We start from the raw sequence: 19,787 nt of genomic DNA on the forward strand, positions 1-19,787 counted from the left end.
AAACATTCAAAAGTCGTAGTAAGGAAGCGGTAATAAGTCCCGCTTCCTTTTTCGTTAAATTCTAGACCTTAAAAGCGATAGGCGACGGTAAGCCTAAAGCGTTGAGGCGCGCCTGGTTCAACCCACACATCTGCGAAAGAGTTAGTATAAAACTCTTCATCAAACAGGTTATCTACTGCAACTTTAACTGACAAGTTTTCTACAGGCTCTATCTCAGCAAACGCACGAACCGTAGTGTAGCTTGGTAAGTAGAAGTCGGTAGCGGTTTGACCTAAACGCTCATCAACATACAACAGTCCTGAACCGATACGTACTGGCATATCAGCAAATGTAAGTCCCTTGCTCAACTGAATGCTCAATTGGTTTTCTGGAACGTTAATTAAAGGATCGCCAGATTCAATGGCTGCAACAAAGTTAGCATCCGCCGCATCGTTTGTACTTTCAGCATCTACGAAGGTGTACGACACCCAAAGCGAAATATCATTTTCAAATTCAGCGTTAATGTCTAACTCAACACCACGGCTACGCGCTTCGCCAGCAGGGGTTAAGAAGAAGCCGTCAGACGCCTCAGGGCTATCATCATAAACAAGGATGTTACTTTGTTCGATATTAAATACGGCGAAGGTGATATCACCCCGTATATTATCAAACATTGATGTGAGGTCGGCTTTAACGCCAATTTCCGCAGATTTAGATTCGTTAGGTTCAAACGGGTTTCCAGCGAAATCCGACCCCGTCAGCTGACGGAAACCTTCACCGTAGGTTGCGTACACACTTGTGGTGTCATCAAACAGATAAACAGCACCCACTTGTGGAGAAAAGCGTGTGTCGTCTTGTGATGTGGTACTTACAGGTGACGCCAGGCGATTATCAATTTCCTGCTCGAACTTATCGAAGCGGCCACCCAGCCTAACTTGGAAATTATCAGTGATGTTGATTTGGTCTTGGAAATAGATACCCCAAGCTTCCTGAACTTCAAAACGGTCCAAGTTATCAGACAATTCCACATCTGGAAGTGGTGAGTAATCCGGATTAAAAATATCGACCACTAAGTACTGTTCTAAGTCCAAGTCGTTAATGTCAGTATCGCTTGAAAAGAATGGCGGGCGATAGCGCAGAATAATCTGGTCATTTTCAAACTTATCGTAGTCAGCACCAATAATCACGCGATGTGATAGCGACCCAGTATCGAATTGTCCCGCTATTTCGCCGCGTAAAACGAAGTAATCGGTTTGGAAATTACGGTAGCGCTTGAAACGAGACAACAAGGCTTGATTAGGATCGATAAACAACGTTTGGCGACCACCAAAGTTATTTTCTAATGCGTTACCCTCGAAAGTGGTATCGCGCAAGCCAGCACCCAAAAGCAGGTTCCATTCGTCAGCAAGTTTATGAGAAATCTCAATTTGATGACCAACCACTTCAGTATCGATGGTGTTGCCATTAGAATCGCCGGTAAAGGTTTCAATTGGTTGGTGGCCCAATTCACCATCGATGGCCACTACGCCACGGTCGAAAGGAATTTTTTGCTCGGTGTATTCAAGTTCGTACGTAACCGTGGTGTCTGCTGATGCTTCCCACGTAACCGATGGATAAAAGCCAAAACGCTCAGTTTCTACTGTATCGCGGAAACTTTCAGCATCTTCATAAAAGCCTACTAAGCGTACACCTACATTTTCAGCACTGCCTGCAACCGATTGTACATCAGCCTCAATGCGCTTCTGTGACCAACTACCGTAAGTTGCTTTAATTTCACCACCTTGACGAAACTGGGGGCGCTTTGTAACAAGGTTTACCGCTCCACCTGGTTCACCGCGACCAAACAGAGCAGCTTTAGGACCTTTTAATACTTCAACATGATCAATGCCAGAAAGATCACGAGGTCCGCCAAATCCGCGTCCTGCGTTAAAACCGTTTACCAGAAACCCGCTAGGTAAGTTTTCGTCACCTGAAAAACCACGAATAGCAAAGCTGTTCCAAAGGCCACCAAAGTTATTTTGTCTGGCTACCGAAGCGGACAAGTCTAAAGCGTCGTTAAGGTTTATAGCGCCTGCATCATTGATGAGACCAAGGTCGATATCCTGCGCTGCTGCCGGCACTTCTTTATATTCAAATGCCCCTTGATACGCACGGTGCATGCCATGCACCGTAATTTTCTCTACATCCGCTTCCGGTTGAATATCAGTGTTTTGCGCATCTGCAGGCGCATTCAAAAGGGTTGCGATAGAAAGGGCGAGGCTAGATTTTACCCAACTAGTCTTCATTAGTGTTTTCCTGTGTCTTTCTTATTTTTGGTGAAAATTGAGGTAGCTGTTTAAAACTGGCCGATGAAAACTCCGGGGCTTCAAACAAGTGATGATAGTAGAATTTGCGCAACGCCGCATGAAACTCGCGAACATTATTTTCGTAGTTAACCATGGCTTTAACATCGGTATCAGCCGCACTCGTTAATAAGCGTTGCGTTAATAAAGACGGGGATAGCAGAGCAACATAGCTTGCAATTTTATCTTTGCGTAAGGTGGCGGCTTGATAAGCCTCTGAAAGTTCCTTTGCCGTTTGGTCGCCAACTTGTTGAAATGCGTAATACCACTTCCAATTAAATGAACTGTCTCGTTGTGGATCAAAGTCGGTTTTATCCGCCCACTGTGGGTGAGTTTCAATAAACGCTTCCCATGTTTGTTCAACAGGTTTGTCCCATGCACTGTTAACGGCTTCTCGCTGCGTGAGCACAATGTCGCCGCCCTCAGGTGTATCAACCGACGCATTAATTATGGTGTGCCCGGTAACTGGCACAATAACCGTTGTGACAAGCCATACGCCTAACATGATTGAAGCTAGGTGCGTGGCGCTGAAATTAGCAAAACGCTTAGCAGCACCTATAGCAAGCACAATAGCGCTCCAAACAATTATGCTGCCAATGACGATGGTACAAACCGTTACTGTTTGAAACACAGACGCACCATTCACTACACTAAAGGCAATAAACGGAATAAGTGTAACTAGTGCCAAGGGAACCAGGGTTACCAATACGCGTGATGACCAAATAGCATGTGAATTGCGTGCGGTTACATTGAGCAAGTCAAAACGGCGGGCTTCGCGTTCCTTCGCTTTTAAATCGTAAAGGAGCAAAATGATAAACAGAGGCAACAGCACACTGGTAACGAAAGCAAAGTCAAAACGCCCTAAGAAAGCAAGCTCCGGATTGTCTGTATCGCTTTCATAAATCTGACCTTCTAGCGCTAGCATTCTAATACGGTGCTTCCATGGAAACACATCGCGCTCTCCTACGGCAGCAAACGCCAACGGCGAGGGCGGGGCATAGGTCAAATGAAAGGCGTAATAGGCTACCATGCCATAATTAGATTGGTGAGTAAGGACAGCGTTGCGTTCTGTTTCATCTTTCTCTAACAAGCGCTCTATAGTGGCTTGCTGCTCTTGCATTTCCGAATAGCCAGACCACAACGACAGCGAGCTTAAAAGAAACACGACCAAAAGCGTTAGTTTTATCTGACGATGGCCAAATACGAAACCCGCTTCTCGTTTAATATCATTAAAACGGATCATGGATTTAATCTCCTAACTGCAGCTTGAAGAAGTAGTGCGGTAAGTCCCATCCAAAGCAACAGCTGAATAAAATAAATCAACGCGTTACTAATTCGTGTGCTTCCTGCTTCTGGTTTAAAATCAAACTCTGCTAAGATCGCCCAATTATCTGCGCCAACCACAGCTTTGTCTGCTGCTTCTTCACTGGCGTTGCGGTTCATATCTAACTTGTAATCGAGTTTTTCAGCGTGAACCTTGTTCAAAGCCTGAACAAACTCAAGTCTTAGCGTTTCCGCTTCTCTTAAAAAGCGGTGATGTGTTTCAAGGCTGGTTCCCGCAAGGATCGTGGAAATAGAGCGCACCGCAACTGTAGGCGAAAGCCAGCCAAACTGCCGTGCTATTTGGGCTTGTTCCAACTCTTCGGTCATGCGGGTTTCAGCAAACTCATTAAGCACTTTGGCTTGTCGACCTTCGGAGTACTGGGCAACGATGCCCCTGAAATTAACGGGTAAGTCGTCAACTGAATCTACATTGTATTTAGCTAGTAAATCTTCTTTTAGCTTTTTGAATGCAGGATCGTTAACGTCATGACCGTCACCTAAACTTCTAAGTTTTTCTTCCACTTTGAAATCGGCTTCAAGTTTTCCCATTGAAGGGGCAACGTTTGTGGCAACGCTGCTCCCTAAACGAGGAAGCAACACACAAGCGCTCATCCAAATGACAACAAGTACGGTGAAGCAAACGCTGCTTTTCTCAAATATGGCGGAGCACGCAGTGACTACCGTGGCCCACAGTAAAAAGTAAACCACATAGCTAAGGCAAAAGAGTATTACAACAAGTGCGCTTTCGTTTGAAAACGCGACATAAAGACAGGCAAGCAGAAGCGGGAGTAAAAATAGGCTGCTAGCGGTTACGAGAGCTAGAAGCTTCCCTAAGAGCAATTGCCAACGGGTGGTGCCTTGAGAAAGCAGTAAGGTTAGCGTGCCGGCTTCGCGTTCACGAGACACGCTGCCGTAGCCAATTAGAATAATAAATAAAGGTGCAAGAACCAAAGCTAAAAAGCTGGGTGTTAAACTACTAAAGCGTGTAAGCCCTGCGGATTGGCGCTGCTCGGCGAACATTGCACTATTTTGGCGGTGCCCTTCTAAAAATATAGCGTTCCCCGTGTAGGTATCGACACCCGGTTCAATTACGCTCAGTGGAGTGGGGGCACGAAATACATAATGACCATAATGCACCATGCGATGAGGGTGCTTATCGGGCTGTGCCTCAAAACGTTGTTCAGCTTCTGTTTGAAGGTGATCTCTGGTGTGGGCAGCCTCATCGATGTGAAAGGCGTTAACTACCAGTGCAGCTATGGTAAGCACAGCGCCTAGCAATAAAACGGTCGCTGCTACTTTTGTTCGCATCCAATAGCGCCACTGTTCTGCACAAATGATTTTAGCAACATTCAGTATCATACATTACGCCCTGCAAATGCTGCGTGAACGGCTTCAGTATCTATTGGCGTATCGCCAGCACGCTCGAAAGAACCGGTTAATTTGCCATTACTTAAAAGCACAATTCGATGGGCAACTTGGCAGGCACCATAAACGTCGTGGGTAACCATAAAAATAGTAGCGCCACCCGCTGCCAGCTCTGACACTAGCACATTAAATTCGTCGATGGCTGCTGGATCTAGCCCAGATGTAGGTTCGTCTAAGAACAGTACAGGCGCATTGCGCAGTAGCGCCAAGGCAATTGCGGTCTTCTGACGCATGCCTTTTGAATAATTAGATAGCGCCTTATTCCACGAATCTTCTTGAAGTGCGACCTTGCGAAGTGCGGCGAACATATCGTCGTCAGACTTATCGACTCCAGCCACTGACAAGAAATAACGAATGTTTTCTAAGCCAGAAAGATGGCCATATAAGGTGACAGATTCGGGTAAGTAGGCAACAGACTTTTGAACTTGGTTTGGCTGGGTAGAGGCATTATGCCCTAATACAGTAGCGCTACCGCTACTTGCCTTCATAAGCCCTAAAAAAGTTTTAAGGGTGGTGGATTTACCTGCACCATTTCCACCTAAAAGTGCAAATACTTCGCCTTTTCCTACATTAAAATTGAGATTGTCTAGAAGTGTGCGATCGTCAACACGCACGGTAAGCGCATCCGCGCATATCACTGAATTTGTTTGCATTGTTTGGAGAAGCTATACATTAGAATTGTGCTGCAATGTTATAATATAACCATGCAAATGGGAATAGCTTTTATTTAGGTAGTGTGTGTTTTGTCTTAATTAGAAACAATTTACAAATTTCGGAAGCTGAAACGAAAAAGGCTTGCCGAGTGGCAAGCCTTTGAAAGTGGTGGAGCTGGCGGGATTTGAACCCGCGTCCAGAAAATGTCTACCTTTGGTACTACATGCTTAGTTTGTCATTTATTTAACTGCTTGGAACTCCGACAAACAGGATTTCCTTGCAGCTGGCCTAATACTGTTTCGCGGTTCACCCTTAGACAAGGTTCCCTCGCTATCCTACTTGGATGACCTTCCGAATCCCCGCTAGCAGGAAGAGACTAGGGTGGAAGGGCCTATACCGGTTATTAAGCGGCTAGTGCGTAAGTTTCGTCGTTTGCGACTATTTAAATGCGGCTTTTTTAAGAGGCCAACCGCTCCTCTGCATGCACCTCCGGCTTCCTAGATCCTGTCGAATCCTAATCAGCCCCGAGTGTGGTTTTCAATAATAGCACAAATATTACGTCATTAAATGCTTTCTTTTAGAAAACGCTTTAATTTTTAAGGGGTTGGCTATAAAACAACCAAAAATAACACTTATGTTTTCAAAAGCTTAGTATACAAGCTTGAAAAATAAAGTAGCCTTAATAACTGCAAGTCTATTATCGATTAATCAATGATATGTGGTTAGCAACATAGGTTTTCAAGGGCCAGTGTTACCATAGAAGTAATAAAGCTTAAATATAGTTTTGTCTTTTAATAAAGCGGGCTATCTGATTAATAATGTTTTAGTTAATTTTTAAGAACTAAGTACCTAAGTAAAGATGCATTTAGCGGCAATAACCATTAAAGTACGTCAGCATAATTAAAAGGCTTGTAGTGTAAATGTCTTCAGATTCCATATTGTATTCTCCGTATACCTTGCCGTGTGGCGTAACAGCGCGTAATCGTATTGTTAAAGCTGCGATGGAAGAAAATATGTCGAGTATGGGAAATATTCCCGGTGAGTCTTTGTACTCACTCTATCGATATTGGGCCCATGGTAATTTAGGCATGGTAATAACGGGTAACGTTATGGTCGACAAAGGCGCCATGACAGGGCCCGGTGGTGTTGCTCTGGAAAAAGATACCGACATTGCCCCGTTTCAAAAGTGGGCAAAGATTATTAAGTCGAATGGGGCATTAGCCATAATGCAGATTAACCACCCAGGACGGCAGGTCTTCAAAGCCATGCAGGGCAAAGCTATAGCGCCTTCCGCTGTCCCGCTTGATATGGGTAAACATTCTAAGCTATTTGCTCAGCCCCGAGAAATGACCTGCCAAGACATTCATGATGTTTGCAAACGCTTTGTTGAAACGGCTAAACAAGCTGAGAATGCAGGCTTTGACGGCGTCGAGATCCACGCCGCTCACGGCTACTTGCTTACACAATTTTTATCTCCACTAACTAATCAGCGCCAAGACGAGTGGGGCGGTTCTATTATTAATCGCGCACGCTTGCTAATAAATATAGTTAGTCAGGTTAGAGCTGTCTGCGCTAAAGATTTCATTGTTATGGTAAAGCTTAACTCTGCAGACTTTCAAAAAAATGGTTTTTCTTTTGATGATGCCTGTGAGGTTGTGAACCGCTTAGAAGCTTTGGGTGTTGATGTTGTAGAGTTGTCTGGAGGCAGTTATGAAGCACCTGCTATGCAGGGGCAAACACGCGACGACACCACGCTTGCCCGGGAAGCTTACTTCTTGGAATTTGCCCAGGCATTGGTGAGTAAAACTGATATTCCGCTGATGACAACAGGTGGTATAAAAAGGGCCGAGGTAGCAGAAAAGGTTATTGAGCAAGGGTGTGCCCTCGTAGGATTAGCCAGTGCGCTTGCTATTACGCCAAATTTAGCTAAAAAATGGCAGCAAGAGTGGGTTTATTCGGGGATTATTCCACACTGCACTTGGAAAGATAAATCGCTGGCAAGTCTTGCTAATATGGCGATGGTGCGAAGACAACTTAGACGCCTTGGGAATAACCTAACCACGTTAAGAAACCCTTCACCGCTGTGGAGTCTTATTCTTGATATGCTGCACCGCAAGAAAATGACGAAACGAGACGTGGGTTAACGTTCACCCGCATAAGCACAATGGTACAGTAGGCTGCTTGATATATAAAACAGCCTACATGGTCGTTATTTACAATGGCTAATACAAAAACACAGCGTTAAACGCTGTGTTTCATCATTCTTTCTTTTTGGCGTTGCCAGTCTTTGTCTTTGATAGTGTCACGCTTGTCGTGAGCGTGCTTACCTTTAGCTAGATGAATTTCTAGTTTCACCCAGCACTTTTTCCAGTACATAGATGTGGCTACGATTGAATATCCTTGGCGGTCTCGTGCACCCATTAAGCGATCTATTTCACGTTTGTTAAGCAAGAGTTTACGCGCACGCTCAGGGGCTGCGATAACGTGTGTAGAGGCTTGGTTTAGCGGACTAATTCTACATCCTACTAAATACGCTTCGGCATTTTGGATAATAATATAAGCATCGGTAATGTTGACTTTACCGGCACGAATACTTTTAATTTCCCACCCTTGAAGCTCAAGTCCGGCTTCGAACTTGTCTTCTAGGAAATAGTCGTGACGCGCTTTTTTGTTCTGCGCGATATTTCCTGTGGTGTTTTTGTTGGCTTTATTCTTTTTCATGCTGGCTATTATACTGATTGTTCAAAGGAATGTCTTTAGTTGTCATTGTTATCTTATATTGGGGCATTTGGTTCAAAACCGAATACGAGCGAACCAAATTTTCTGTGATACAATGCCAACAAGAGTTTTAATTGTAGTGGAATCAATGCCAAGTATTCATAGAAGCGCGCTTGTAGCTCATAGCGCAGAAGCCATGTTTAACTTAGTCAACGATGTAGCTTCCTATCCTGAGTTTTTGCCAGGCTGTACCGATAGCAAAATCCTCGACACATCAGCGCAAAGCATGAAAGCGTCATTGTTAGTTGCAAAAGCAGGCATCAAGCAATGGTTCACAACGCATAATGTGTTAGAGCCAGGTAAAAGTATTCAAATGCAGCTGGTCGATGGCCCATTCCGGTCGCTTACCGGTGGCTGGACATTTTCAGCATTATCAGAAGAAGCCTGTAAAATTGAATTAAACCTAGAGTTTGAATTTAGCAATAAGTTAGCTGAAATGGCTTTTGGTAAAGTGTTCAACAGCTTAGCGAGCAGTATGGTTGCAGCGTTCACAGACCGAGCGCGGAGCGTGTACGCATGAGTAATAAGCTCATCAATATTGAGGTAGCCTATGCATTGCCCACTAAGCAAACAATCATTGATATTGCTATTCATGAAAATGCGACGGTAGAAGAGGCGATTAAAGCCTCTAATGTGCTTGAGCAGTTTCCCGAAATCGACTTGAAAGCAACAAAAGTGGGTATTTGGAGCCGCGTTGTTAAGCTACGCGATACACTTAACGATGGCGATCGTATTGAAATTTATCGTCCGCTTATTGCTGACCCTAAAGAAATTCGAAAACGTCGTGCTGAAAAAGCTAAAGAAGAAGGTAGAGCAGACAAAATTACCGGTGGAAAAGTAAACCCACTTAAAGCGAAGTCGTAGTTTCGTACAGTGCAATTTACCTTTGTTACAGATACAAAAATGGCCTTCAAGTGAAGGCCATTTTTTTAAGAAAAATAAAGTCTATTAGCTTTTATCTGAAATGCTGCCTAGTTCCAAGAAAGGTGAGGCATCAATATCTTCAGCGTCCATCATGCTAGCTATACGCTGAACGGTAGCTACCATTTGGCTTTGCTCCCATTCTTTAAGCTGTGAAAAGCGCTCCACAAAGTGTTCTTGAAGCGGGCGAGGTGCGTCAACAACTGCCTCTTTACCACGTTCGGTTAAGAATACGCCCACTTTTCGCTTATCTTGGGTACTTCTTATACGTGTAGCTAAGTCTCGTGATTCGAGTCTGTCTAAAATATTGGTGATGGTTGCAGGGCTTAAGTTAATATTCTCTGCAATTTCGCGCACCATTATACCCGGGCGCTCTTCAATATTTTGCATTACCAGTAACTGTGGGCCTGTTAAACCTACGTGTTTACTTAGCTGCTTGCTGCGTAGGTCTACAGCGCGTATTACGCGCCGCAGTGCCACTAATAGTTCTTCTTCTTTTCGCATGTTACTTCCAACAAATGCGTAACCTATCGGTTACTTAAGCAAATGAATAAAATGTTGGTGCTTATGATAGTGATCGATGACGTCATTAATGACCGAAATCTTCGACCAGCCCATAATATCATAGTTCTGACCACCTTCACTAAGGTGCACTTCGGCGCGATAGTACGTGGCCTTTTTGTTTTCGTCCAGTGCTTGTGTGTCACTTGGACCAAATTCAGGCTGTTCTGTCGATACAGGATGCACAGCATATATAAATTCAGGGTCATTACCCATATCAACAGTCAAAATGAGCGCTTCGTCCGTATCTTCAATCTTTATTTCAAACTGTTGCGCTTTAAACTCTTCGCTTACTTCTGTTAGCGCAGGCTTCACCACTTTGTTGATGTAACGACGAACGGCAGTTTCATCTGGAAAGGTCACAATATTTTCAAGGCGCTCTTTCCAGTTTTTGTCAGAGTCATTATGCTGCGGTGTACCCGTTAGTACTTGTAAACTTTCACGTTTGTACGCCTCGATACGAAGGGCTTTCAATAGTCCCGATATAGCGATAAGCAGCACAATAGCAAATGGCAGTGCGGCGGCAATCGTCATAGTTTGCAGCGCGCCAAGCCCACCAGCGTAAAGCAGCACAGAACTCACCACACCAACGCCAACGGCCCAGTATACTCGTTGCCACAACGGTGTATTGTTTTCACCGTGTGAACACAGCATATCGACAACCATGGCACCAGAATCACATGAGGTTACAAAGAATACAATGACCATCAATACTGCTATAAGACTTAGTACTGAAGCAAAAGGGAACTGCTCTAAAAATACAAACAGTGCCACTGAAGTATCTTCATTTACCATTTGTGCAAGTACGTCTTTACCTTGTACTAACACCTGATCAATAGCAGCGTTGCCGAATACTGTCATCCAAAATAGTGTAAATGCTGATGGAATAAGCAGTACGCCCATTACAAATTCACGAATGGTTCTACCGTAAGAGATACGCGCGATAAACAGGCCAACAAACGGTGCCCATGCTAACCACCAACCCCAGTAAAAGATAGTCCAACCGCCAATCCAGTCTGTTTTCTCATAGGCGAATAAATTAAATGTGTTTCGCACCAAATCAGACAGGTAAGCGCCCGTGTTTTGCATGAAAGCTTGTAGCAAAAATACCGTTGGGCCTAAAACAAGAACGATTAACAGTAGTAGCAGGGCTAAAACCATATTGGTTTCTGAAAGGCGGCGGATGCCTTTTTCCAAGCCAGTGGTGACGGAAATGACGGCTAGACCAACAACACCTGCCATAATGGCAATTTGAACGCCAGTATTTGACGGTAGGCCGAACAAATAATTAAAACCAGCATTTACTTGCGAAGCGCCGAAGCCAAGCGACGTTGATACACCAAAAACTGTTGATGTTACCGCGAATATATCAACGATGTGCCCAGGCCAACCGTAAATTCGGTCACCAATTAACGGATACAACGCAGAGCGTAGCGTAAGCGGTAAGTTTTGACGGTACGCAAAATAGCCCAAAATTAGCGCCACTACAGCATAAATTGCCCAAGCATGGACACCCCAATGGAAAAATGTGGTTTTCATTGCTTCGCGAACGGCGTCAATGCTTTCAGCCTGCGCCGTAGGGGGCGCTAAAAAGTGCATTAAGGGCTCGGCAACGCCAAAGAACATGAGACCAATTCCCATTCCTGCTGCAAATAGCATACTTAGCCATGTCCCAAAACTAAATTCGGGGCTTGCGTGATCTGGTCCTAATTTAATTTCTCCATAGCGCGACATGCCTAAGAAGACGACAAATATTACGATTACGGCGACAGTAAAAACGTAAAACCAGCTGCCGTTAGTAACAATTGCGCTCTGTAGTTTTTGGAAGATAGCATCCGCGGCTTCAGGCGCGCCTGCGGCGAAGATAAGTAAGCATAGAATCAATGCTGAGGATGTAACAAACACCGGCTTATTGAGTGGAGACTTCTTTTCGTTTTCAATCACGCAGTAATTTCCTTTCACCTTTTATTTGAACTTAGGTTATTACGGCGAAATATACAGCATGGAGCACTTTTAATAAATATCAGATGAAATAATTCGATTTCCATCTATTGTTGGGTTTGGTAACAGAGTTGAATAAAATTTTCATGAAAATACCTCAGGAAAATAGACTTTGTGCTAAGTTTTTTAATTTTAGCTTAATATTTAATCGTTAGAGTAGAAATAAATGAGGGATGGTGTATCGTAATACATGGTCTTTTTGATATGTGTTAGAAGTAAACACAGTCCGAAGAATAAAAAACAATTGAAGGAAACACACACAAATGCGAAAAACTCAGCTTAGCTGTGCCATCATCGCTGCACTGGCATCCTCCTCTCTGGCTGCGCAAGAATCAGAAGCGCCTGCTAAACTTGAAACAATAGAAGTAACCGCCACCAAACGAAGCGAATCTATACAAGACGTTCCTGTTGCGGTGACTGCACTTAACGGAAAAGCACTGGAAAATCTTGGGATAGACAATTTCCAAGATTATGTTGAATTCTTACCTAACGTGGTATTTCAGGGCACAGGTCCGGGACAGAATGAAATCTACATTCGCGGTGCTGCAACAACCCAATCTAATATCATGTTGTCTTCGGTACAGGCGCTGCAGCCATCCGTTGCCTTCTATCTTGATGAAATGCCTGTATCAATGGCTGGGCGTAATTTAGATGTTTACGCTACAGACGTTCAACGTGTAGAGGTACTTCCTGGGCCGCAGGGCACATTGTTTGGCGCTAGTTCACAGGCGGGCACTATTCGTTTAATCACCAATAAACCCGAGCACACGAGTTTCGCTGCAGGTTTCGATACCAACATCGGTTTCACTAAAGGCGGTGAAATGAGCAACTCGGTACAAGCGTATTTCAATATGCCGCTTACCGACGACCTTGCTGTTCGTGTAGCCGCGTATAACGACAAACAAGGCGGTTGGATAGACAATGTCATGAATGTGCCGGGCGAGGGGGGCTACATCGGCAGTGCTGTGGTTATTGACCGCATCTCAGGTGGTCCATTAGCAGATCCGGTAGGCATGGACGCAAACAGAATTACTAATCCGAATATCAATTCTAATACCGAAGCGGCAGTTGTTTCTCCACAAAACGATGCTCTTGTCGAAGAAGACTTCAATGATGCGATGTACACAGGTGCACGTTTTGGATTGTCTTATCATTTTAATGACGACTGGGACTTACTAGTACAGCACACCCAACAGACATTAGACACAGAAGGTGTATTTGCCTACGACCCTACGCTTGAAGGTGAAAGCTCTGCGCTGCGTTTCCAGCAAGAAGAGAACAAAGACGAATTCGGTTTAACTACGTGGACGCTTGAAGGGCGTTTAGAAAAACTAAACGTGGTATATACCGGTGGTTATTTAGACCGCGAAATTGATACACTAGCGGACTATACAGGCTATACAAACGGTGGATTATTCTCTGCATATTACGTGTGTAACCACTACGATACGCCTGATAACACCGCAGACGAGCGCTGCTTAGACCCCACCAAATATTACAAAGAAGACACATCTTCTACCCGTAATACTCACGAGATTCGTTTCAATACCACCATGGATACGCCATGGCGCGTCACTGCTGGATTGTTCTATGACGAACAAGAAGTTGCAACTGTTGGGCAGTTCAAGATTGCCAACACAGAAATGACGACATTTGGGTTTGATAACCTTCAACGCACCCTAGTAGGAAATGAAGGCATTAATAGTGATGGTGGCCCTTTCCCTTCTGAAGTGAGCTTTATCAACGATATCACACATACCATTGAACAAATCGCTGTATTTGGTCAGTTGGAGTATGATATTACCGACACGATTACAGCAAGTATTGGTGCACGTTGGTATGAAATCGATGATATCTACGTGGGCTCAACGTCAACCGTTGACGTAACGCGACGTATTCGTGCATTCGGTACACAAGACCCAGACGAGCTTGCGGCCGTTGGACTAGACCCTGATGCAGTAGCAGCGGCTATTCAAAGCGGGCAGTTAGAGGTAGACCTGTTAGACGACAACGGCGTGCTAACCGTTGACGACACTATTTTTAAGTTCTCGCTAGACTGGAAGGTTAACGAAGATGTATTACTATTCGCTAACTACTCAGAAGGCTTCCGACCTCCGGTTACTAACCGTGTTGGTGGTGGCCTTGCAACGAATCAGTCTGGTAAATTTGAAAACTTCCGTATTCCAGTATACTCAACAACGGATACGCTAGATAACTACGAATTGGGTCTTAAAGGTGACTTCTTTGATGGTCAATTCCGAGTAAATGCTACGGCCTATTATTCTGAAATTGAAGAACTGCAAACGTCGCGCTTCGACCCCACTAACATCTCGTTCTTGGTATTCACCGACAATGTAGGCGATGCAGAGATCAAAGGTATTGATGCTGACATGACGTGGCTTGCTACTGATGACCTTATCATTAATGCTGCTTTCAGCGTATTAGATACCGAATTAACTCGCGTAAACTCAGAACTTGAAGGTATAGCGGCTGGTGTTGGCTCAGAGCTTCCATACTCAGCGAAATTCTCTGGAAACATTAATGCACGTTATTTCTTCGAGCTTGAGGGTGATAAGCGTGGGTATGTAAACGGCTCTGTAAGTTATACCGGCGATCGCTTGGCAGGTATGGTGATGGATGCCTATGTAATGGAAGATGCAACGTCGCTTATTTACGGCACAGGTTCAGGTCTTAAGATTGAACAAGAAGCTGACGTGTTTGAAGGGGTCACATATACCGATTCAAATGGTGAAACATTCCGTGGTGGCCGCTACGTACAGGAGTCGTATATTCTGACGAACCTTGCTGTTGGTGTAACAAACGACGTATGGAAAGCCGAACTTTACATTGATAACGTGTTTGATGAGCGTGCAATTTTAAACATTGATACGCAGCAATTCACGCCTAAGGTAGTAACAAATAGGCCGCGTACTATTGGCCTTCGTTTCTCATACGATTACTATTAAGGTTAAGTTAGTAAGGCTAAATTGGCGATTTACGATTAGCACACACGGTGCCGGGGCAACACGCCTTCATAAGTTTTAAGTAAATGAAGGTGTGTTTGTCCCCAATTTTGAAACGGCTAGCTCTATGAGTTCGCCGTTTTTTGTTTTTACGCTAATTTAAAAACAGGCGTTTTTAATGACACAAGAAGAACAAAAAGAAATACAGCAGTTAAAGCAAGGGCTTATGCAATCACAGCATCAGGCCGTCATTTCTGGATGCAACGACATACTTCGACGGGCTAAAGACCCGTTGGGGGTAAGCCAAAACACCCTTAAAGAGGTGCTATATTTAAAAGCGGTAGCATACCGTCTATTGGCTGATGTAAGCAGCGCCATCGAAACGTCAGATGAACTCATTGCATACTTCCCAAATTACGCCCGGGCTTACCAAGAACAGGGCTATTGTTACTTGGCTTCTGATCGCAAAAAGGCAGCGCATAGTTTTTATCAGGCTACACGATTTAACCCTGCGTTATTAACGGCATGGCTTCAGCTTGAAAAAGTGTATAAAGCAGATGATCAAACACAAGCACTAGCGCTTTGTCAGCAGCAAATTGCATTTCTAACATCTTTGCCCAAGCCGTTATTAGGTGCGACAGATCTAATGCACGAAGGGCAATTGCACAAAGCTGAACAAGTATGTCGACAATTTCTAGCTAGTCATGAGCACCACCCTGAAGCAATGATGTTACTTGCCGAAATTGGGATTCAATTGAAAGTATATAGCGACGCTGAATTTCTATTAGAAAGCTGTGTAACGCTATACCCAGAAAATGACAGAGCAGCCGCTGCCTACCAGAACTTATTGTCTAAACTGGGTAAATTTCCTGATGCCGCGGCTGTTGCGAACAAGCGACTAAGGCAATCACCAGACAACTTCACTGTAAAAGTAGGCTTGGCGCACGCGCTGGTTGGTGTTGGTGAGTTAGAGCAAGCCATTGACCTTTATAAAGAGTTATTAAAAGATAGCGAGGATAGGCCTGCAGTTTGGGTAGCACTTGGGCATGCCCTAAAAGCTAAAGGTTATATTGACGAAGCAATACAGGCGTATGAGAAAGCCATTGTATTTGAAAAGGACTTTGGCGATGCATACTGGAGCTTAGCGAACACAAAAACCTATCGGTTTAGTGATGACCTGCTTAGGCAAATGGTCGCGCTGGTAGATGCTGATGCGACAAAATTGGATGATGAAATTCATATTTGCTTTGCATTAGGAAAGGGATTTGAAGACAAAGCGAATGCCTCCCGCGCGTTTGAGTACTACGCACGAGGCAATAGTCTTAAAAAGCGTACGCTACAGTTTGATATTGCTAAAACTGAGAAGGCATTACAGGCTCAGCAGCAGGCTTTTACGAGGGAGAGCTTTAACAAAGCGCAAGGCTGCCAAGCGTGCGATCCTATTTTTATTGTTGGCCTTCCACGCGCTGGTTCAACACTACTTGAGCAAATATTAGCGTCGCACTCTCAAGTGGACGGTACGATGGAACTGCATGACATATTAGGGATAGCGTCGTCACTTAGTCATCAGACTACGCCTTACCCATTAAATGTATCAGCATTAGATGAAGAAACACTGTCAAAACTAGGTGAGCAATATATTCAGCAGACGAAAGCGTACAGACAGGGCGCGGCATTCTTCATTGATAAAATGCCCAATAACTTCATTCACATAGGCTTAATTAAAAGAATACTGCCTAACGCCAAAATTATTGATGCACGCAGAAACCCTATGGACTGCTGCTTTAGCGGCTTTAAACAACTCTTTGGCGAAGGACAGGAATTTAGCTATTCACTTGATGACATTGGCCGTTACTACAATGCGTATGAGCAGCTTATGGACCATTGGCATCGCGTGCTGCCAGGCGGCATTCTCACGGTGCAACACGAAGATGTGCTGGACGATTTAGAAGGGCAGGTTAAACGCATTCTAGATTTTTGTGGGTTAGGCTTTGAAGAGTCATGCTTGGCGTTTCACCAAACTAAAAGGGTTATTAAAACGCCAAGTTCTGAGCAAGTTCGTCAACCTATTTATAAAACAGGTATGGGGCAGTGGAGACCCTTCGAAAACTATTTAGGTGAGCTTAAACAAGCGCTAGGTAGAGATACGTCGAAGACAAATAATTAAGTGATAGTCAAAAACAAAAAGTCATGGCTGTCTCGAAGCCATGACTTTTTATGAATTAGTTAAAGCGTATCAACAGCCTTTTAAGGCTGATAGGGTAGCGAAGATTGGTGAAGAATAATGCGTATTTTTCCGTCTTCACATTGTTTGAAAACAAAGCTCTTGTTTACAAAAATATGGCTGTCGTCTTCGCCGATAAAGTGTACGTTACACTGAACAATGGCAAGCTCACCGTTCAAGATAAAGTCTTCTTTGCTATACCAAACTTTCACCCATGGCTTTAGTTTAAAGCCATTATCGTTCGGATAGTCGCTATTACCGCCTACGAAATAAGACAAAGCGCCTTCTTTAGTCGGGCGAAATGTCTGCGAACCAAACGTAAGTGTAGGTTTAAACAGTACTTTTCCATTGTCATAGTCATAGTTTTCTGACAGCACTTGTGAAGCGAATGCTTTTACATCGCCACCTTCGGCGTGTACTTTACCTACCGCTACCACATTGTCGCACCACGTCTGTAATGCTGTATGAACCATCTCTTCTGTAAACATGACGTTAACTCCTTAAATGACTGGTTATGTTATATTGTATCGCTAGTGTCCTAACAATAACGTTAAATCAATGAGATGTAACTGTTTACCCGTGATAGATAATTGCTATCAGCGAAAGGTCACGAAGCATTCGATAGGGAAGAAGTATTGATTAAATAATTATAGTAGACGTCTTCAGTTTGAGCTGCCTAACTTAGAAATTAGGCGCATTCACTAACTATTATAAGAACTGCTTTTAACCTATAATTCGCGAAAAATAAATGTATTACCGTAGTAATAATGAAATTTCCATTAGCCACCATTCTATTATTCCTGGCGTTTTTTATATTTCCCGCAAACTCCGCGATAAAAGATATTCAGCCTCTTTGCCAGGAAAGTGTCGACGAATGTTTATCGAAAATCAGAGCACAGCAATCTCTAATTGATAAGAACACACCGCCATGGTGGGACCTTCAAGTAAGAAGGTTTGATATCTTATTTAACTTTCAACGTTATGATGAGCTTTATGCCCTTCTAAGACCTTGGCTTGAAGCTACAAATTTGAACGGTATACCAGAGTACAAGCCATTAGTTTCTCTGTTTTTCGGTAAGTGGCTACGGGCTAGTGGCAGAGAGCAGGAAGCAAGAATAGCGTTAACTAAATCTTTGACGGGCTTGAGAGCACAATATGAAAAGATGCCGTCTCCACAAGTGGGTATAAGGGTTCTAAATCTTCTAGCCGTACTAGGTAAAACGAAAGAAGCACAGGACTTTGCCAATCAACTTGAGGGGGAAAACTACGATGCCCCTGTTTTCTACCAAGAAATATTTGCTGAACTGGGGCACGTAGCATTGAAAGAAGGCGATAATGCAAAGCATATTGAATATCGAATTAAATCGTTGAATTGGGCGTTGAAACTACACGATTATCAACAGCAAGCTATCGCCTACAATAATTATGCTGTAGCACTTCGCAACAATAGGAATTATCAGGAGGCAGAGGATGCTTTCCTGAATGGTTTAGCATGTGCGGAGCAAGCGCAGGATATCGCTCAAATTAACAGTATTAAGTTGCGCATAGCGGAAAACGCTACGCTGGGCAACGACACTGAAAAAGCGAGGCGTTGGCTCAAGCAAATATCTGTTGATGGGCTTCCATCTTTACAGCTTTCGCGCTATAGAAAATTGGTTAAAGAAAACGCACCACGTTAATCGTTAATCTTTATCGACTGGATGCAGACAACGTAAACATGGAAAAACATGTTTCTAGTTACCTGCATCGATACCTACATCGTTACCTTCACTCTGAACTTTAGTATTTTCTACGCTTGAGCCCAGTCTCGGCTAAAATCTTAGCCGAGATTTCTTCAATAGAATATTTAGTACTATTTAAAAAAGGTATCTTTTCTTTCCTATACAAGTTCTCTACTTCACGAAGCTCCATTCGACACTGTGGCAGCGATGCATATTTGCTGTTTGCACGGCGCTCTGAACGTATTTGATGGAGTCTATCTGCTGCGATCGTTAGCCCAAAAAGCTTATGTTTAAATCTACGCAAAGCAGGAGGGAGCTTTAGCATGTCGCCCATATCTTCCTCTGTAAAGGGGTAGTTTGCTGCTTTTATTCCGTATTGAAGGGCTAAATAGAGGCTTGTTGGCGTTTTGCCTGAACGCGACACACCGGTAAGTATGATATCGGCTTCGTCGTAGTCTTTTAGGTTAGAACCATCATCATTGGCCAACGCGTAGTTCACGGCTTCAATTCTTATATCGTAAGTAGTTTCGTGGATACTGTGTGTACGATGTTTTTCTGGTTTAGAGGGAACCCCAAGTACTTTTTCTAATGGTGCGACGAATTGATCGAGAAAGTTATAGTTAATGCCCACGGATTTAGAGATTATTTTGCGAATATCTACATTCACAATTGTATAAAAAACGAGCGGCCTCTCTCCGGTGTCTTGAAAACTTTCAGAAATTTGCTGTAAAACTTTGTGAGCTTGTTCCTCAGTTTCAACGAAAGGAATAGTGTTGTGATTGAAAGAAACGGGAAACAATGAAAGCAGGGCGTGGCCAAAGACCTCTGCAGTGATGGCTGTACCATCTGAAATATAAAAAGCTGTGCGCACAACATATCCTTAACATTGGTGTAA

The 19,787-nt window shown here is 43.8% G+C and carries 15 protein-coding genes and 1 other RNA gene; 6 read left to right on the plus strand and 10 right to left on the minus strand.

All coding sequences use genetic code 11. The annotated features are described in order from the left end of the window. Positions 1–68 precede the first annotated feature (68 nt). From ACXAGV_RS08355 to ssrA, 5 genes are all read right to left on the minus strand, one after another. The gene (locus ACXAGV_RS08355; RefSeq protein ID WP_474872850.1) at positions 69–2,264 is read right to left on the minus strand and encodes a TonB-dependent siderophore receptor; all 2,196 of its coding nucleotides are present in this window, start codon (positions 2,262–2,264) and stop codon (positions 69–71) included. Continuing rightward, entirely contained in the window at positions 2,254–3,564 is a 1,311-nt protein-coding gene (locus ACXAGV_RS08360) for a DUF3526 domain-containing protein (RefSeq protein ID WP_474872851.1), read from the minus strand. Before ACXAGV_RS08360 ends, ACXAGV_RS08355 begins: the two co-directional genes overlap by 11 nt. Then, positions 3,561–5,003: an ABC transporter permease gene (locus tag ACXAGV_RS08365; RefSeq protein WP_474872852.1), complete on the minus strand. Its 1,443-nt coding sequence runs from the start codon at positions 5,001–5,003 to the stop codon at positions 3,561–3,563. Before ACXAGV_RS08365 ends, ACXAGV_RS08360 begins: the two co-directional genes overlap by 4 nt. Next, entirely contained in the window at positions 5,000–5,722 is a 723-nt protein-coding gene (locus ACXAGV_RS08370) for an ABC transporter ATP-binding protein (protein WP_474872853.1), read from the minus strand. Before ACXAGV_RS08370 ends, ACXAGV_RS08365 begins: the two co-directional genes overlap by 4 nt. A 167-nt stretch (positions 5,723–5,889) precedes the next feature. Next, positions 5,890–6,249: a transfer-messenger RNA gene (gene ssrA / locus ACXAGV_RS08375) on the minus strand. Positions 6,250–6,643: 394 nt separating this feature from the next. On the opposite strand from ssrA, the gene ACXAGV_RS08380 reads away from it, so the two are divergent. After that, complete coding sequence (locus tag ACXAGV_RS08380) at positions 6,644–7,867, plus strand: NADH:flavin oxidoreductase/NADH oxidase family protein (protein WP_474872854.1); 1,224 nt, start codon at positions 6,644–6,646, stop codon at positions 7,865–7,867. 97 nt (positions 7,868–7,964) lie between these two features. On the opposite strand, the gene smpB is transcribed toward ACXAGV_RS08380, so the two are convergent. Next, on the minus strand, positions 7,965–8,444 hold the full coding sequence (gene smpB / locus ACXAGV_RS08385; protein WP_014949307.1) for an SsrA-binding protein SmpB: 480 nt from the start codon (positions 8,442–8,444) through the stop codon (positions 7,965–7,967). Between the two features lie 145 nt (positions 8,445–8,589). Between smpB and ACXAGV_RS08390 the strand changes: the two genes are divergently transcribed. Beyond that, complete coding sequence (locus ACXAGV_RS08390; RefSeq protein WP_014949308.1) at positions 8,590–9,021, plus strand: type II toxin-antitoxin system RatA family toxin; 432 nt, start codon at positions 8,590–8,592, stop codon at positions 9,019–9,021. Then, positions 9,018–9,365: an RnfH family protein gene (locus ACXAGV_RS08395; protein ID WP_474872855.1), complete on the plus strand. Its 348-nt coding sequence runs from the start codon at positions 9,018–9,020 to the stop codon at positions 9,363–9,365. The genes ACXAGV_RS08390 and ACXAGV_RS08395 overlap by 4 nt, the downstream gene beginning before the upstream one ends. A gap of 84 nt (positions 9,366–9,449) precedes the next feature. Here ACXAGV_RS08395 and ACXAGV_RS08400 read toward each other — a convergent pair whose 3' ends face one another. Then, positions 9,450–9,926, minus strand: coding sequence for a MarR family winged helix-turn-helix transcriptional regulator (locus ACXAGV_RS08400; RefSeq protein ID WP_014998206.1), 477 nt, complete (start codon positions 9,924–9,926; stop codon positions 9,450–9,452). 30 nt (positions 9,927–9,956) lie between these two features. Next, a complete protein-coding gene (locus ACXAGV_RS08405) occupies positions 9,957–11,927 on the minus strand; it encodes a BCCT family transporter (RefSeq protein WP_474872856.1) in 1,971 nt (656 codons plus the stop codon). 320 nt (positions 11,928–12,247) lie between these two features. Here ACXAGV_RS08405 and ACXAGV_RS08410 point away from each other — a divergent pair, with 320 nt between their 5' ends. Then, positions 12,248–14,950, plus strand: a complete 2,703-nt coding sequence (locus tag ACXAGV_RS08410; RefSeq protein ID WP_474872857.1) for a TonB-dependent receptor — start codon at positions 12,248–12,250, stop codon at positions 14,948–14,950. A 175-nt stretch (positions 14,951–15,125) separates the two neighbouring features. Next, positions 15,126–17,114, plus strand: coding sequence for a tetratricopeptide repeat-containing sulfotransferase family protein (locus ACXAGV_RS08415; protein ID WP_474872858.1), 1,989 nt, complete (start codon positions 15,126–15,128; stop codon positions 17,112–17,114). Positions 17,115–17,194: 80 nt separating this feature from the next. On the opposite strand, the gene ACXAGV_RS08420 is transcribed toward ACXAGV_RS08415, so the two are convergent. Beyond that, positions 17,195–17,659 (minus strand): hypothetical protein, encoded by a 465-nt coding sequence (locus tag ACXAGV_RS08420; protein WP_474831852.1) that lies wholly within the window; start codon positions 17,657–17,659, stop codon positions 17,195–17,197. Positions 17,660–17,938: 279 nt separating this feature from the next. Between ACXAGV_RS08420 and ACXAGV_RS08425 the strand changes: the two genes are divergently transcribed. Then, the gene (locus tag ACXAGV_RS08425) at positions 17,939–18,850 is read left to right on the plus strand and encodes a hypothetical protein (RefSeq protein ID WP_474872859.1); all 912 of its coding nucleotides are present in this window, start codon (positions 17,939–17,941) and stop codon (positions 18,848–18,850) included. Between the two features lie 100 nt (positions 18,851–18,950). On the opposite strand, the gene ppsR is transcribed toward ACXAGV_RS08425, so the two are convergent. Then, on the minus strand, positions 18,951–19,763 hold the full coding sequence (gene ppsR, locus ACXAGV_RS08430; protein ID WP_049586695.1) for a posphoenolpyruvate synthetase regulatory kinase/phosphorylase PpsR: 813 nt from the start codon (positions 19,761–19,763) through the stop codon (positions 18,951–18,953). Positions 19,764–19,787 lie beyond the last annotated feature (24 nt).

This window comes from Alteromonas sp. ABH4_453 (assembly GCF_056160665.1).

Excerpts from the sequence above, each read along its gene's own strand:
- smpB (WP_014949307.1), bottom strand. The coding sequence starts at position 8,444 with ATGAAAAAGAATAAAGCCAACAAAAACACCACAGGAAATATCGCGCAG.
- ACXAGV_RS08370 (WP_474872853.1), bottom strand. The coding sequence starts at position 5,722 with ATGCAAACAAATTCAGTGATATGCGCGGATGCGCTTACCGTGCGTGTT.
- ACXAGV_RS08400 (WP_014998206.1), bottom strand. The coding sequence starts at position 9,926 with ATGCGAAAAGAAGAAGAACTATTAGTGGCACTGCGGCGCGTAATACGC.
- ACXAGV_RS08410 (WP_474872857.1), top strand. The coding sequence starts at position 12,248 with ATGCGAAAAACTCAGCTTAGCTGTGCCATCATCGCTGCACTGGCATCC.
- ACXAGV_RS08390 (WP_014949308.1), top strand. The coding sequence starts at position 8,590 with ATGCCAAGTATTCATAGAAGCGCGCTTGTAGCTCATAGCGCAGAAGCC.
- ACXAGV_RS08355 (WP_474872850.1), bottom strand. The coding sequence starts at position 2,264 with ATGAAGACTAGTTGGGTAAAATCTAGCCTCGCCCTTTCTATCGCAACC.
- ACXAGV_RS08380 (WP_474872854.1), top strand. The coding sequence starts at position 6,644 with ATGTCTTCAGATTCCATATTGTATTCTCCGTATACCTTGCCGTGTGGC.
- ACXAGV_RS08365 (WP_474872852.1), bottom strand. The coding sequence starts at position 5,003 with ATGATACTGAATGTTGCTAAAATCATTTGTGCAGAACAGTGGCGCTAT.
- ACXAGV_RS08360 (WP_474872851.1), bottom strand. The coding sequence starts at position 3,564 with ATGATCCGTTTTAATGATATTAAACGAGAAGCGGGTTTCGTATTTGGC.
- ACXAGV_RS08415 (WP_474872858.1), top strand. The coding sequence starts at position 15,126 with ATGACACAAGAAGAACAAAAAGAAATACAGCAGTTAAAGCAAGGGCTT.
- ACXAGV_RS08425 (WP_474872859.1), top strand. The coding sequence starts at position 17,939 with ATGAAATTTCCATTAGCCACCATTCTATTATTCCTGGCGTTTTTTATA.
- ACXAGV_RS08420 (WP_474831852.1), bottom strand. The coding sequence starts at position 17,659 with ATGTTTACAGAAGAGATGGTTCATACAGCATTACAGACGTGGTGCGAC.
- ACXAGV_RS08395 (WP_474872855.1), top strand. The coding sequence starts at position 9,018 with ATGAGTAATAAGCTCATCAATATTGAGGTAGCCTATGCATTGCCCACT.